Below are 14,531 nucleotides of genomic sequence, written 5' to 3'. Positions count from 1 at the left end.
TCTTTTTTCAACGCCAGCCTCCTGGTGAGGAGGTCATTGGCCTGGTCGAAATCTCCGAGCGCCGAGGTCAGCTCGGTATCATCGACATGCCACACCCGGTACCGCTCCTCCGATCCCCAGACCATACGGGCAATTTCCTGCTTCAGCTCACGCTCTATTGTGGGGAGACTCCGCTCGAACAAGGTTTTATCCGGGTCGCCCCCGCTGCCGGAAAGAAGCGACCGTATGGCCGCCAGATTCTCCCTGGGGATGCCGTATCTATCGGTTAATTTTTTCAAATCATCATTGAAATGGGTAAGACTGTCGATATGAACATCTCTCTGCTCGATAAAGGTTCGGAAATTATTCAATTCCCCGGAAGGAATATGGTAATCGGTGAGAAAATTGGAGAAATTTTTTGGGATGTCATTATGTTTAAGAAGATATTCATCCGCAAATTCGAAGAACAGGTCGGAATTCCTCAGTGCGATTTCCATGTCGTTCAGCCGTTTCATAGGGGTGAGGACGACATCGGGAGAGATGCCGCCGCCGCCGTACACATCACGGCCCAGATCGGTATGGAATACCGGCTTCCCGGTCCTTGCGGCATCGGTTGCGTTCAGGTCATTATCATCGAATCCCGCTTTGATGTATGCCTCCCTTCCTTTGTCGTAGGGCCGCTGGATGAGCCTGCCGGAAGGGGTATAGTACCGTGAGACCGTGAGGACGAGCGTTCCCAGGGATTTGTCTTTGCCGGGATTGTTCGGGTCGCGTATGTTAAAGGGATTCATTACAAGCCCCTTGCCGAAGGAGGTCTGGCCGACAATGAGAGCGCGGTCATGGTCCTGGAGCGCGCCGGCCACAATCTCGGAAGCGGAGGCTGACCCGTGGTTGATCATGACTATGAGCGGAAGATCGGGAAACGGAGCATTCCCCGGGGCATTCCAAACATGATTATCGGCTTTTTTCCTTCCCTCGGTATAGACGATTTTCCCTTCTTTAATGAAGAGATTCACCACGCTTACCGCCGAATCGAGCACCCCGCCGGAATTGTTGCGGAGATCTAATACCAGCCGCTTCATCCCTTTCGATTTCAGCATTTGAAGCGCTTTTACCACATCCTGGGGAGTTTTCACACTGAAGCCTGTCAGCGCGATATATCCGGTGGTTTGGTCAAGCATGTAGGCATGGGAAACGCTGTTCATCTCGATCCAATCACGGGTGATAAGAACGGAGAACGGTTTCGAAACTCCCGGGCGCTCGACCAGCACGGTGACCTGGGAGCCGGAGGGTCCGCGCAGGCGATCTCTGACTGAATCCTGGGGAATCCCTGAGGCGTCCTTGCCGTCGATCTGAACAATCTTGTCACGCGATTTCAGACCGGCTGCTTCAGAAGGGCCGCCTTCGATCACATCGATCACCGTGATCTTGTTATTGATCATTTTGAATGTGATGCCGATGCCGGGAAACTCCCCGCGGATCTTTTCGGAGAAATCGCTGGCGGTTTTCGGGGGCATATAGCTGGAATGGGGGTCAAGTTTATCTATCATCCCCTCGATGGCCCCGTCATAAAGGGTCGATATGCTTATCGAATCGGCATAGTCGCTCCGAACTTTTTCGAGGATGAATTTCTGGATATAATCCTTATCCAGTATGGAGAAATCGCTCGCGGTCTCAGGAGGCATGTAGCTGGAATTGGGGTCAAGTTTGTCTATCATCCCCTCGATGGCGCCATCATAAAGAGTAGAGATGTTTATTGAATCGACGTAATCGCTCCGCACTTTTTCCAGGATGAATTTCCGGATATAATCCTTGTCAAGGATGTTTAGATTATCTGCCGGGAATGACAGCCCTGCTCCGCTTCCAAAAAAGAACAGGAATAACAGGATGGGAAGCCGCCATGTATTCCACATTTTTTGTTTCATTTCTATCTCCTGCTGTTTCCGAACAATCCTCCGGGATGGATATCGATCAGTGTGACCGATCCGTTCGGAGCGTTTTCGCCGGGAACTTTCAATTCCGGCGCCAGTTTGAATTCCGGGGTCATCGAACCGAATTTGCTTCCAATACTTAAAATTTTCGAATAGGGCAGGCTGGAGCCGACCATGATCACCATATCCACCGCATATTCTTTAATGATATCCCGCAGTTCATCGATCAGGCCCAGAACGTATACTCCATCCTTTTCACGGCCGCGAAGGGCGCCCGGAGTAACCTCGACGCAGCCAACGATAATGAAAGGCGCCGTTTCCGAAAAGCTTACCATCTTACGGAAGGCGGCGGCATCGGCAATCCGGCCCACCACGAGCGCTTTCTTGAACCTGATGCGGGTTTCTTTCGACCGCATCATCTGCGCGGCGAACCGCCAGCCCGAAATGAATATCGAGTTGAATCCCCAGCAGTAAAACGATGCAATCCGCGAAAAATTATATTCCTTGATAAAATATACGATTAGAACATTCAACAGGAAACCGATAAACACTCCGAAAAACGCACGCTCCGGGTTATGCCGGTATCGATGGTACATTCCAAGGAAGGTGAAGGTTGTCATGTAGAAGGTCGAATACACCAGAAATATGCTTATCCACTGCATGCCGGTGTAATCCGGCGCTTCTTCGAGAGAAACTCCGAACCGCATCATGACACCCAGAGCCAGGGAAATGTTGATGAGAAAAAAGTCAAAAAGCGGCTCTTTCAGCCTTGTCAGCGTCCGTATGCCATACCCCCAGGCCATGCGGAAATAGATGCCTGTGATGAGCAGCCACCGGGGGAACAGTTTCGTTCCCCCGCCGTGGTGTTTTTCCACAAAGATATGCATGGCGGTGTAAAAATCAAGGATACTCTTCATGGTCGGCACCGACTTGGTGCTTTCCCCTTTGAAATGGATGATCTCCGTGTCGGGTACATAGTAAATTTTCCACCCGTCCTTCTTGATGCGGTAGCAGAGGTCAAGGTCCTCGCCGTACATGAAAAAATCCTCGTCGAGGTGTCCGGCGCGGTCCAGAGCTTCCCTGCGGAGCATCATGAACGAGCCGGAAACGGCATCCACTTCGGATACCGATTCAGGATCGAGATAGGTGAGGTTGTAAGCGCCGAATGTCCTGGATTTGGGGAAAAGCCCGGAAAGTCCCACCATTTTGAAAAACGCCACTCCGGGAGAGGGAAATCCCCTTCGGCAGGCAAGCTGCAGGGAACCGTCCGGGTTGATCACCTTGCACCCGGCGGCGCCGGCTTCGGGATGGCGGTCGAGGAATCCGATCATGGCGGGGATCGTATCGCTGCGCAGCACGGTGTCGGGATTGAGAAGAAGGATATACCTGCCCCCGGCCAGGCCGAAAGCCTGGTTGTTCGCTTTGGCGAATCCCCGGTTTTCGCTGTTCACAATAAGTTTCACCTGCGGATATTTCCGCCTGACCATGTCTACGCTGTCGTCCGCCGAAGCGTTATCAACCACGAAAATCTCATACTCGAGACCGTGGGCGGATTCCTCCACAGTCATGAGGGTCTGATCCAGGAAGGAGGATACATTATAACTTACAATGACAACGGACAGGTCCATTACAGTTTCCTAATCAAGTTGCAGCGTTGCAAAGTGACAGAGGAAATGATAGATCCTGAAACGAGTTCAGGATGACACGTGTCATGCCGAACTTGTTTCGGCATCTTTTTACTCTGTCGCTTTGTCACTGTTTTATTACAGTTTCCCCATCATCTTCATCAGCCGGAGCTTCCACACCATAAATGCCGCCTCACGGGCGATGTGGAAGGTCATCTTGGATGTCCCTTTTGTGCGGTCGTAAAATATAATCGGTATTTCTTTTATAGTAAATCCCCGGGCGGCGGCCCGCATGGACATCTCTATCTGGAAAGCATAGCCTGTGCTCCTGACTTTCGCCAGGTCTATCGATTCGAGAACCTTGCGGCGGAAACATTTGAATCCCCCGGTGGCGTCCCGCACAGGGAGGCCGGTGACGATCTGCGAGTACCGGTTGGCAAAATAGGAGATCAGAAGCCTTCCCAGCGGCCAGTTAACCACATTGACCCCGCTGATATACCGCGAGCCGAGCACAAGGTCGGAATCCCCGATGGCTTTCATGAAATCGTGCAGGTATTCGGGACGGTGGGAAAAATCGGCGTCCATCTCGAACAGGATGTCATACCCATCATGGGCGAGCCCCCACTGAAATCCCGCTATATAGGCAGGCCCGAGACCTTCCTTCTTCTTACGGTGAAGGACATGGATACGGCTGTCCGCAGCCGCCAGACGGTCGGCGATCTCCCCGGTGCCGTCGGGGGAATTGTCGTCAACTATAAGGATATGGAAATCGTACGGCAGGTCGAGCACCGCACGGGTGATCGCCTCGATGTTCTCAATTTCATTGTAGGTCGGAATGATGACCAGACCTTTCATGTGATTCTCCATGGATGAATTAACTCACCCCCTAAATCCCCCTCTCTTGCAAGCAATAGAGGGGGACTTACCTTTGAGCTGTCTTTTACTCCCCCTCTATTATTTATAAGAGAGGGGGCCGGGGGGTGAGTTTTACTGTCCCGCCATTATCGTCAGAGCCTCACGGAACGTGACCGGAGGATACTTCAGGATATCCCGCGCCCGCTCGGTGACAAAACCGCTCTCCAGGGGTCTTTTCGCAAGGAGGCGAAGGTCGGCGGTCTTCACCGGCTGAACCAGCTCCGCCGGATACCCCATCACACGGCAGAGCTCCTCCGCCATCTCATACCGTGAAAGACGGTCGCTTGTCCCGTAATGGATGACCCCCCTGATCCTGTTCCTGATGATAGTCCAGAGTAATTCCGCCAGTTCGTCCAGAAAAGCAGGGGTTGTCCTCTGGTCAGTAACCACTTTGACTGTATTTCCGGCGGAAAGTTCCTCCTGAAGACGGCTGATGAAATTATGTGCGCCATTTCTTCTCCTTCCGAACGGAACGCTGACCCGCACCACGGCCAGATCATCGAGCATGTCCGCCGCCGCACGTTCCCCCTCAAGCTTGGAGAGGCCGTACACATTGATCGGGGCCGGCTCATCCAGCTCGGTATAGGGACCTGCCAGGCCGTCGAACACGTAATCGGTGGAAAGGTATACCATCCCCGCGCCGCATTTCGCACAGGCTTCGGCGACATTCCGGGCGCCGTCACGGTTGACCCGGAAGGCCTTATCAGGGTCCCGCTCGCACTCATCTACATCGGTCGCCGCAGCCAGGTGAACCACCACCTCCGGACTGGCGCAGGTAATGGCCATGACCGTCTTGCCGCGGTCCGAGATATCCGACCGGTACCAGGGAAGAAAAGTCCGCGACTGATCCATGGAATCCAGGAGAACCTCCGCTTCCATGTCGAGGGGCAGTGAAGAAAGGAGCGCTCTCCCGATCCTTCCTGAAGACCCGGTGACCAGAATCCTCATCGCACCATTTTCTTTCGCTTGAGGTATCCAACCACACCGGAGGAACACAGGACGAGCACAATGAAAGCCAGCGAGACAAAAGTCACTTTCTTTGCCGTTTCGTACGGCGCCGACAGGAAGGTGAAAGTAATCTCGTGCCTCCCCGCCGGGCAGGCGACTGCCATGAATGTTACATAGGCCCGATGGATTTTCACCGGCTTTCCGTCCAAAATAGCATTCCACCAGGGAACCCAGTTGTCGGAAACAACCAGGAGTCCCGGCGCCGCAAAATCAGCTTTAACCGTCATGCCTTTGGTGGTATAGACCATGTTTTCAACACGGGAGACCCTTGAGGTATCGGCGGGAGGGAAGATTTCGATTTCCGGTGCCTCGTTCAGAATGGCCGTTTTCCCGGCATCGAAACCGGTTTTCAACATGCTCACCGCGGAGGTATCGTCTTTAGCCAGCGTGAAATTGTGCACTATGAAAGCCCGGTCGAGCGCCCCAAAATTCTCCACCGGGCTTGCCTCTCCCTCTTTCATGGGAAGGAGGATGTATTTTACCCCCGCCACTTTCAGAAAATTATTACGGGGTATCTCTTCCGGGGTGAATTTACCTCCATCCAGCCACCTCTCATGGTAGTTGGTAAACATTCCCCCCCCGCTGAAGAGCTCATAAGTTTTCAACTCGTTGTTATGGAAACCATCGGCTGCCTGGATGCCGAACATGGCATAATAGTTTTTGGACCTTTTCCCGCTGAACATGCCCAGAACCCGGAAGGGGGGATTATTCTCCATCAGCTTCTTAACATCCATGACAGTCTGGCTGGGGGCGAGCTCAGGATTTGTCTGGGGGTCAGTAACCGCAATATACCGGCCGGAGACCAGCGCCTCATCGAAAATGGTCACAAGAGCAAGGAGTACGATGAATGCCGGTACTCCTATTTTTTTCGACAGGAACATCCAGAGCCCGACAAGGGATGCCCCGGCAAGGAGAGTCACCCGCCAGAGGTCGCGCATGAAATAGGGGACATTCAATGCCATGGCTTCCGCCCTGTTGGAGGGCAGGTCGCTGTAAAACACGCTCGTCCAGAGATTGAACAGGCTTTTCCCCATAATGCTCATGATGAGCGCAGCAAAAAATAATCCTCCGGCGGCGTAAAGCAGGCCTTTGCCGGGTAGACCTTTTCCGCCGGTTTTTCCGTCTATAAGAGCCGAAAGATAGTGCGCGGACATAACAACCAGGGAGAAACAGAAAAGAAAAATGATCATCCCCGGCGCGCGGAAATTTTTAACCCCCGGGACAAAGGAATAAAAGAGATGATAGAGAGGGGTGGCAGCCCCGAGAGCGTATATGAGAGCGAGCGCTCCCAGGCCGAGGAAGAACCATGTACGGCTGTTCCGCCGGGCGATCAGAACCAGCACCGCAAACAGGATGGGAAGGATGCCGTTATACTCGGAGTTGAGCTTGAAAGGATTCTTCCCCCAGTACAGGTTTTTATCCAGACCGGCCTGGAATCCCTGAAATGAGGGAACGAGCATCCCCGCCGCTTCTTCCGGGTGCATCGACCAGGAGGTGGCGTATTCGTAGCTGGTGCGCTCGGCGCCGGAGCGCACCGACTGGGAGGTGGTGAACTTGTACGAGGGGAAGAGCTGGACGAAACCGAGTGCCACCGCGAGCAGCACCGCTCCGGTGAAAAGACCGGTTCTTGCCGCCAGGGCGGGCATTCCTTCCTTCCTCATCTCGTAGAGCCGGAAAAGGAAATAGAGACCCAGCGCCCAGAATGCATAGTAACTCATCTGTATGTGCGAAGTGAGTATCAAAAGCCCCATTACGCCGCCCAGCCCCGCGAATTTATAGAGGCGAGGGGTGTTCATGCCCGATTCCAGGAAGGCGAAAGCGAGCGGCAGGAGCGCGATCACATACATCTTGGCGTCATGCCCGGGGAAAACCAGCGAGACGAAAGAGGGCGCAAGCATGTACATCAGCCCGCCCAGGAACGAGACCTCACGGCGGATGCGGAGAGTCCTCAGGAAAAAATACATGAGAACTCCGGCCAGGAATACATGCCAGACAAGCTTATGCCCAAGCGCCCGGAAAATGGGCATCGTGAATTGTATCCATGCACCCGGATAAAAAGTGTCGCCGTGCATTGCGTCTATGAACGGCAGCCCGCCGAGAATGAACGGGTTCCAGCGCGGAATTCCGCCGAACTCATGGTGATAATCCTTGAGGAACTGGCGGGTATAGACGCCGTCGGGGATTGTGTCGCTGCCGAAAAGCATCTGGTCAGAGAAGATGAAATCCCGGAAAAGGAAAAGGGTCAGCAGGAAATACACGGCGAAAAACGCCCATTTGGCGTACCGGCCTGATAGAAAGCCGCCCGCAGCCGAAGTTTGCAGCTCTTCTTCTTTCGGCAGGCCCGTTTTTTCAACTCCCGGGGAGAGCCGTTTTTTCTTTGCCATACAAAGATCCCTTTCGTATCAGAACAAACGCCACACAACTCAATTCAACCATTGTGGTCAAAAGCCGCAGCAGGAATGCCGCGAGGATCCCCACTCCCGCGGGAATGTATCCGGCGAGCAGAAGGCCCATTATACCTTCCCTGACTCCCAGCCCTCCCGGCGTGAACACCGCCAGGAAACCGGTAACATTCGACACCACGAACACTCCGGTGAGGAAAAACGGCTGAAGCGAACGGTCGCCGGTAATAGCTATCATAAAAAGCCAGAATGCCGCGCCGAATACCAGCCAGGAGAGAAAATACCAGAGCATGATTTTTAACGCCCCGATTGTATCCAGCCTTATCGAGGACCGCTCTCTCCCCAGCCTGGCCAGAAGGAAATTGAGCGCCCGCCCCAGGTTTCCAGGGGCCAGGAAAATGAGCAGTACCAGGATGAAAATCGGCGCTGTCCATTCCAACGGAATTCCCTTCAGAAGAGACCCGTTACATATAAAGAACAGCGCAAAAATCACCAATGAAGATATTACCGAATAAGCCTGCGCAAAAACGGATAATGTTCCTGCTGCGACCGCCGGAACGCCGTATTTCTCCGCCACGTAGGCAGTGAACGCAACCGTCCATACCTTGCCGGGAATATAGCGTCCCAGATTGCCGATGAAATATATGTCCCAGGCGGCTCCGAAAGAAACCGGATGGCCGGCGGAGTAAAGGACTCTTCCCCAAATCCAGGCAAGGAAAATATATCCACCCAGAAATACCATCACCGACAAAACCAGAAACGTCGGATTAAAGTCCCATGAGTAGGACCTGACCTCCGCCCAATTGTTCAGAACCGCCCTGATAACGAAAAAAAGAACAGCGACAGCAAGTGTCAGCCTGACGAACAGGGACAGCGCCCTGTAACCTTTCATGGAATCCTTTTTTCAAGTATCTCGAACGGCGGAATTTCAGCGGCAGAAGTCCGGTATATAAGTTCCCGATAAAGGCTTATATAATACCTGGCGATGCAGTCATAATTGACGCTGTTCTCGATGATACTGCGGGCACGTGCGCCATATCCGCTGCAGAGCTGCGCACTTCCCAGAAGGGTTCGCATGGCTTCAGCGAGAGCGACAGGGTCTCGTTCCGGCACAAGTATACCGTTGCACCCGTTCCGCACCAGCACCGGAATGCCGCCGACCTGAGAGGCGATAATGGGAAGCCCCGCCGCCATCGCTTCGGGAATGACCACCGGGAGGCCGTCCACCGCCCCGCTCTCGTGACGGATAGAGGGAACGACGAAGAGGTCGGCGATTTTGAAATACACCGGAACCTCTCCGCGCAGGACAGCTCCCGGCAGGCTCACCCGGTTCTCAAGGTTCAGTTGCCTTATCTGTGCCTTTATTTCCTCAAAGAGGACACCCCCGCCGGCAAGCACCAGCCTGGCCCGGGGATAATCTTCGGTAATCCGGGCAAACGCCTCGATAAGATAGGCAAACCCCTTGACATGCACCATCCGTCCCATGGCCAGGATCACCGGGCAGCCGTCCGGAATGCCCAGCTTTTCCTTCAGCCGGGCCGCCTCGGCGGGAGTCACATCAGATGAAAAATTCGATTCCACTGTGTTGGGCACCAGCCCGATTTTGGTGGTGTCCACCCCGATAGCTCCCAGCCTTGCGGCAAGATCGGGGCTTGGCGTAGTGATGTAGGCGGCGCTTTCGGCGGCAAACCGTGCCATTCGCCTGAAAAGCGGATTTTTTTCAGCGGTGAATACATCGGAGCCGTGAAGCTGAATCAGGAGCGGTATGCCTGTGGCGCGGGCAGCCAGCCCCGCGATGAACCCGTTCGGGAGTATCCAGTGCGCATGGAGAACATCGGGTTTCTTCTTACGCACGAGCTTCAGAAAAGCCCGCCATGCGAAGAAGAACAGGAACGGCGATAGCAGCATCACCCGTTTACGGAAACGGACATTCCCCTCTATGGTCCTCGAATAGCCGAGTATATGGAGGCTCTCCGGCCATATATAGCGGTAGGTGCGGAGATCGACCGTATGGTCTTGGGGCTCGCGGTTCCACTCCGGGTCGTATGCGGTGAGCACCGAAACCTCGTTTCCCAGCCGGGAGATATGCTCCATGAGCTGCTCGACAAAAGGGGCGTTTATGTCGTGCGGGAACCTGGGATAGGTATGGGTGAGAGTGCAGACTTTCATGGGCCGGATGCCGGATCGATACGGTAGGTGCTCTGTTTTTCCATCCTGCTGTGCGTGATAAGCTCCGCAAGAAGCCCGGTCGAAATGAACTGCACACCGAGCAGGAAGAGGAAAACGCCGCCGACAAGGAGCGGCTGTCTCCCCTGGATGTTAAGGAATCCGCTTTTGACAAAAAGCACTACGATATAGAGGTTGATGATCCCTCCGATAAAACAGAACACCAGCCCGACCGAGCCGAAGAAGTGCAGCGGTTTGGAGGTGTACCGGGTGAGCAGAATCACGGTGAGAAGGTCGAGAAAACCGGCAATGAACCTCTTCATCCCGTACTTGGAGGAACCGTACTTGCGGGGATGATGGCAGACCGGAATCTCCCCCACCCGAAAGCCGTTGAATTTGGCCAACACCGGAATATAGCGGTGCAGCTCGCCATAGACTCGGAAGGATTGCACCACCTCGCGGCGATAGGCTTTCAGCCCGCAGTTGAAATCATGAAGCTTGAGTTTGCTGAAATACCGGACCACCATGTTGTAGAATTTTGAGGGCGCTGTTTTGGAAAGAGGATCGCAGCGGTCTTTCTTCCAGCCGGAAACCAGGTCCAGGCCGCCATTGAGAGCAGCGATAAGCGCGGGAAATTCCGATGGGTCATCCTGAAGGTCGGCATCCATGGTAATGATGAACTCCCCTTCGGCGGCGTCAAATCCGGCCTGGAGCGCGGCGGCTTTCCCTGAATTCGCCAGGAACCGTATGACTTTCACCCGGCTGTCCTGATTGCGGAGCCGAGAGAGTATTTCAAACGAGCCGTCGGTGGAGCCGTCATCCACAAACACGATCTCGTAGTCCTCCTGCATCGGGGCAAGAGAAGCGACAATTTCTCCGTGGAGCTCTTCAAGACTCTCCCGCTCGTTGTAGAGGGGGATGACGACCGATATTTTTTTCATAAAAATAATCCTATTTTTAGACAGGATTTACAAGATTTTACAAGATTTATTTTTCCAGATTATGTCATGCTGTTTTGAAACTTGTTTCGGCATATCCGATCACAAGATTGTCAAATGGAAAATACTGTAACACTTTTGTTCTTTCAAAATCCTGTTAATCTTGTTAATCCTGTCTAAATTTTCGTATTTATAATTTTGATATGCTTTTATTGTATCCTGTTAATCCTGTCAATTTCATCCTTCATCCTTTTGGAGAGGTGAAGAGTTTCTCCATCTCTCCGAATGTCCGCTCCCAAATGGCATCCCAGTCGTATTCGGCGGCCAGGGCCAGCGCTCTTTCCCGCATGACTTCCTGCTCCGCCGGATTCAGGAGAATACCGGTAACCGCCTCTGCCAGGTTTTTTGGGTCATATTCAACAATCGCTCCGGCGCCCCTTTCGGCGATCTCACGGGCGACTGCGGGAACATCGGTAATCAGCACCGGCAGGCCGCAAGCAAGGTATATCTTGACCTTGCCGGGGTCGCAGTATCGCTTGTAGGTTCCATCCTCGGGCGGATAGGTAGCCAGCGCAAGCCCACATTCTAATAGAATGCGGTATACCTCCTCATCGGAAGAAATAAATCCTGTGAACCATACCCGGTCAGCCAGTCCCAACTCATGGGCGCGGTTTTCAAGCTTTTCCCGCAGTTCCCCGCCGCCAGCTAACACCACACGGGCATCCGGGATTTTCTCCAGTATGGCGGGGAGAGCCTCCAGGATAAGACCGGGGCCGTGCTCCTCACGGAGCGCGCCGAAATAGACGATTACGCGGGGGTCCCGCACCCCGCCGCCTGCCATCTGAATTTTCCTGAAATCGCAGCCCAGCGGCACAGTGATCTGCGGCGCCGAAAGGGATGCCCGAATCCCTATTCGCTCACGGCCTTCGGTCATCGCCGGAGAAACATTCCATATCACATCGGCGTGATAACAGCAGATTTTATTGATCGCCTGGTAAACGGCGTTCATCAGCCTTCCCGGAAAACGCGCCGGGGTGAAATCAATGACATAGAACGCCACGCGCCTCACCCTGCCGAGCATTCGGAGCACGATGCCTGCAAGCGAGTTAAGGTTGTCCGAGCCGACATAGAGATCGTATTTCTTCCCGCTCCGGATGACATAATATACGGAAAGAATAAGGTCTTTCAGATAAAAAAGCAAGGCATTCCCATGCACCGCCGGAGCGGTTGTCTCACGGGTGACATTTCCGTCCGGGCCGTATTCGACCGCTTTGGTGTTCAGCGGAATCTGCACCGCATCGTGAAAAGGGTGACGGATGGAGAGAATCGAGGCGGCCTTCCCTTTCAGGAAGCGCACCATTTCAGCCTCGGGAGTGCCCGCGGACTCGAAATAGGTATGTTTGACCGATACGATGGATTTTCCGTTGGGGAAGGACATGGGTTTAATTTCTCGCAAAGTTCGCAAAGAAGAAAAGCAAAAAGAAAATATTAGACATGATTAACAAGATTTACAAGATTAGAATGAAACGAGAAAAAATCTTAGTAAATCATGTAAATCCTGTCTAATGGTTTTTTAATTTTTATCCGCGTATATCCGCGTGATCCGTGGCAAACATTCTCTCTTTCACCCTTGCCAGCATCCCCGCAGTGAAACCGGCCGCCCTCGCCGCATGGTCGCAGAGTATTCCCAGCATGACCGGCGGCGCTGAAGAGAGCGAAAAGGTAAACAGCCCGGCAACGATAATCATGCACAGGTAGAGAGCGATGATTCCTCCATATAAATCGGTCGGCAGCGTCAGCCAGCCGACGAAAATCAAAAGCGCCATAACCATCGGAAACGCCTCCCAGAACCGGTTTCCTGAACCATACCTTCCGAAAAAGAAAAAGCCTTCACGGTACGCCATATGAAAAACCATGCGCATATAGGGGAAAAAGAGAGGCGGAACCGGTTTCGAGACCGCTACATCGGGATCGTACCGCATCTTGCCGGCGGTATTCCGGTCATATACGAAACTGTTCACCCAGGAAAGACTGTTGGCTCCCGCCTGCTTTTCCTGAAACAGGGAAGCCCGCAGAAAGATGTTATCGGACAATCCCTTCCCCGTCATGCGCATCGGTTTATACGAGTAAAGGCGGGTATCGGTTCCACGGGTCAGCAGGGTAGGGAACACCATTCCGGCTATTCTCTCAAGGAAGGTGGAAAAAGGGCCGGGAATCACCGGTCCGCAAACCGCATTAACTCCGGGATCCTGGAAATTCCGCACCGCATTTTTCACCCAGTTTCCGAGCGGAAGGCATTCGGAGGAGAGCAGTCCGACAATCTCCACTTCGCTCCCCTGAGTCTTCAGCCAGTTTCTCAGGGATTCCTCTCCATGAAAGAAGAGGATTTCCCCAGTCTCTTCTCCGAAACCGCCGGTTTTGCTCAGGCAGGCGATACGGACGTTTCCCTCGAAAGTCAGCCGTTTGACTACGTCTTCCGATGGGGGACAGCCCCGGATTGCCACGAGAACCTTGGGAAAGCGAACGGGCAGCGGAGGGCGCTTCATGTCGTAATAGTGCAGGATTCGAAGCCGGTAGAAAATGGCCAGGGTGTCGATAAACAGGCTCATGACATCGGGGAACCGTATTCTTCCCCATTTCAGCTCACGTTTGAAATTGAGGATCACCGGAACCTCTTTCACCCGGTAACCGAACCGTACCGCCGCCGCCAAAAGCTCGATATCATAGGCAAACTTTTTGACCAGGAGGCGGTGGAACACATCCTCGAGTACTTTCCTGCGAAAAACCTTGAGGCCGGTCTGTGTGTCACGGACAGGCAGGTTGAACAGGGTCTTGATGAATATGAAGTATATCCAACTGGCGATTTTCCGTGAAAGGGGATAATCCAACTGCGACTGCGGGTGATGTTTCGAGGTCACCACGATGTCGTACAGCCCTTCCTCCAGAACGGCCAGAAGCGTCTGAATCTGGGAGGGATGCAGGTCGAGATCGGCGTCGAGGAATACCACGATCTCACCGGTGGAATGCTCGAACCCGCTCCGGAGGGCCATACCCTTCCCGATGTTGTAGGGATTACGGACTGCCCTGACATTCTCGAGGGCCTGCGCGGCGCGCTCGATCTCGGCGAGGGTATTGTCGGAAGAACCGTCATCGACCGCCACAATCTCGGCTGTGATCCCGGCCTCGGCCAGGATTTCACAGGTAAGGCGGATATTGTCGTAAATGCACCGGCCTTCGTTGAAAGCGGGCATAATTACGGATACGGTACGGTTCACTTTTGCTCCCTGTTCGGATTGGTGAAGACTAACTTAGTGAAAATATGGGGATTTGGCAAAACTTTTTCTATATTTTAACTTTTTCACAAAGCTCATTCATCGAAAAAATTATATATTAGCAGAATGAGGAAAATATTTAACAGGTATGTCGTTAACCCGGATTATTCATAAAAAAAGGCAGTGCATCAACTAATATATTGTATTATATTGTAGTTAGACAAATAACGACGAACAAACACAATACAAATGAGTTGAGCCTGCCATGAGAGAAGATACCCAACTTTCGCTTAGA

10 protein-coding genes are annotated in these 14,531 nt (G+C 53.2%); all 10 read right to left on the bottom strand.

Features of this window, described 5'->3' with window-relative positions; all coding sequences use genetic code 11:
* The coding region (locus Q8O92_14615; protein MDP2984549.1) for a S41 family peptidase at positions 1 to 1,904 on the bottom strand (1,904 nt) is incomplete at its 3' end.
* 2 nt (positions 1,905 to 1,906) lie between these two features.
* Positions 1,907 to 3,538 carry a glycosyltransferase gene (locus Q8O92_14610; GenBank protein MDP2984548.1) on the bottom strand — a complete coding sequence of 544 codons (1,632 nt, stop codon included), beginning with the start codon at positions 3,536 to 3,538 and terminating at the stop codon, positions 1,907 to 1,909.
* A 135-nt stretch (positions 3,539 to 3,673) separates the two neighbouring features.
* Positions 3,674 to 4,390: a polyprenol monophosphomannose synthase gene (locus Q8O92_14605; protein MDP2984547.1), complete on the bottom strand. Its 717-nt coding sequence runs from the start codon at positions 4,388 to 4,390 to the stop codon at positions 3,674 to 3,676.
* A gap of 132 nt (positions 4,391 to 4,522) precedes the next feature.
* A complete protein-coding gene (rfbD, locus tag Q8O92_14600; protein MDP2984546.1) occupies positions 4,523 to 5,398 on the bottom strand; it encodes a dTDP-4-dehydrorhamnose reductase in 876 nt (291 codons plus the stop codon).
* Complete coding sequence (locus Q8O92_14595; GenBank protein ID MDP2984545.1) at positions 5,395 to 7,842, bottom strand: hypothetical protein; 2,448 nt, start codon at positions 7,840 to 7,842, stop codon at positions 5,395 to 5,397. Before Q8O92_14595 ends, rfbD begins: the two co-directional genes overlap by 4 nt.
* Positions 7,808 to 8,752, bottom strand: a complete 945-nt coding sequence (locus Q8O92_14590; GenBank protein ID MDP2984544.1) for a lysylphosphatidylglycerol synthase domain-containing protein — start codon at positions 8,750 to 8,752, stop codon at positions 7,808 to 7,810. The genes Q8O92_14595 and Q8O92_14590 overlap by 35 nt, the downstream gene beginning before the upstream one ends.
* The gene (locus tag Q8O92_14585) at positions 8,749 to 10,029 is read right to left on the bottom strand and encodes a glycosyltransferase (GenBank protein ID MDP2984543.1); all 1,281 of its coding nucleotides are present in this window, start codon (positions 10,027 to 10,029) and stop codon (positions 8,749 to 8,751) included. The genes Q8O92_14590 and Q8O92_14585 overlap by 4 nt, the downstream gene beginning before the upstream one ends.
* Complete coding sequence (locus Q8O92_14580; GenBank protein MDP2984542.1) at positions 10,026 to 10,967, bottom strand: glycosyltransferase family 2 protein; 942 nt, start codon at positions 10,965 to 10,967, stop codon at positions 10,026 to 10,028. Before Q8O92_14580 ends, Q8O92_14585 begins: the two co-directional genes overlap by 4 nt.
* Before the next feature lie 241 nt (positions 10,968 to 11,208).
* Positions 11,209 to 12,402, bottom strand: a complete 1,194-nt coding sequence (locus tag Q8O92_14575; protein ID MDP2984541.1) for a glycosyltransferase — start codon at positions 12,400 to 12,402, stop codon at positions 11,209 to 11,211.
* A 142-nt stretch (positions 12,403 to 12,544) separates the two neighbouring features.
* Entirely contained in the window at positions 12,545 to 14,239 is a 1,695-nt protein-coding gene (locus tag Q8O92_14570) for a glycosyltransferase family 2 protein (protein ID MDP2984540.1), read from the bottom strand.
* Between the last annotated feature and the right edge of the window lie 292 nt (positions 14,240 to 14,531).

The sequence above is a fragment of the Candidatus Latescibacter sp. genome (genome assembly GCA_030692375.1).
Lineage (GTDB): Bacteria > Latescibacterota > Latescibacteria > Latescibacterales > Latescibacteraceae > JAUYCD01.
Note: the sequence above shows the minus strand (reverse complement) of the source record. Positions and strands in the feature narration are given on the sequence as shown.

Excerpts from the sequence above, each read along its gene's own strand:
- Q8O92_14610 (MDP2984548.1), bottom strand. The coding sequence starts at position 3,538 with ATGGACCTGTCCGTTGTCATTGTAAGTTATAATGTATCCTCCTTCCTG.
- Q8O92_14605 (MDP2984547.1), bottom strand. The coding sequence starts at position 4,390 with ATGAAAGGTCTGGTCATCATTCCGACCTACAATGAAATTGAGAACATC.
- rfbD (MDP2984546.1), bottom strand. The coding sequence starts at position 5,398 with ATGAGGATTCTGGTCACCGGGTCTTCAGGAAGGATCGGGAGAGCGCTC.
- Q8O92_14595 (MDP2984545.1), bottom strand. The coding sequence starts at position 7,842 with ATGGCAAAGAAAAAACGGCTCTCCCCGGGAGTTGAAAAAACGGGCCTG.
- Q8O92_14590 (MDP2984544.1), bottom strand. The coding sequence starts at position 8,752 with ATGAAAGGTTACAGGGCGCTGTCCCTGTTCGTCAGGCTGACACTTGCT.
- Q8O92_14585 (MDP2984543.1), bottom strand. The coding sequence starts at position 10,029 with ATGAAAGTCTGCACTCTCACCCATACCTATCCCAGGTTCCCGCACGAC.
- Q8O92_14580 (MDP2984542.1), bottom strand. The coding sequence starts at position 10,967 with ATGAAAAAAATATCGGTCGTCATCCCCCTCTACAACGAGCGGGAGAGT.
- Q8O92_14575 (MDP2984541.1), bottom strand. The coding sequence starts at position 12,402 with ATGTCCTTCCCCAACGGAAAATCCATCGTATCGGTCAAACATACCTAT.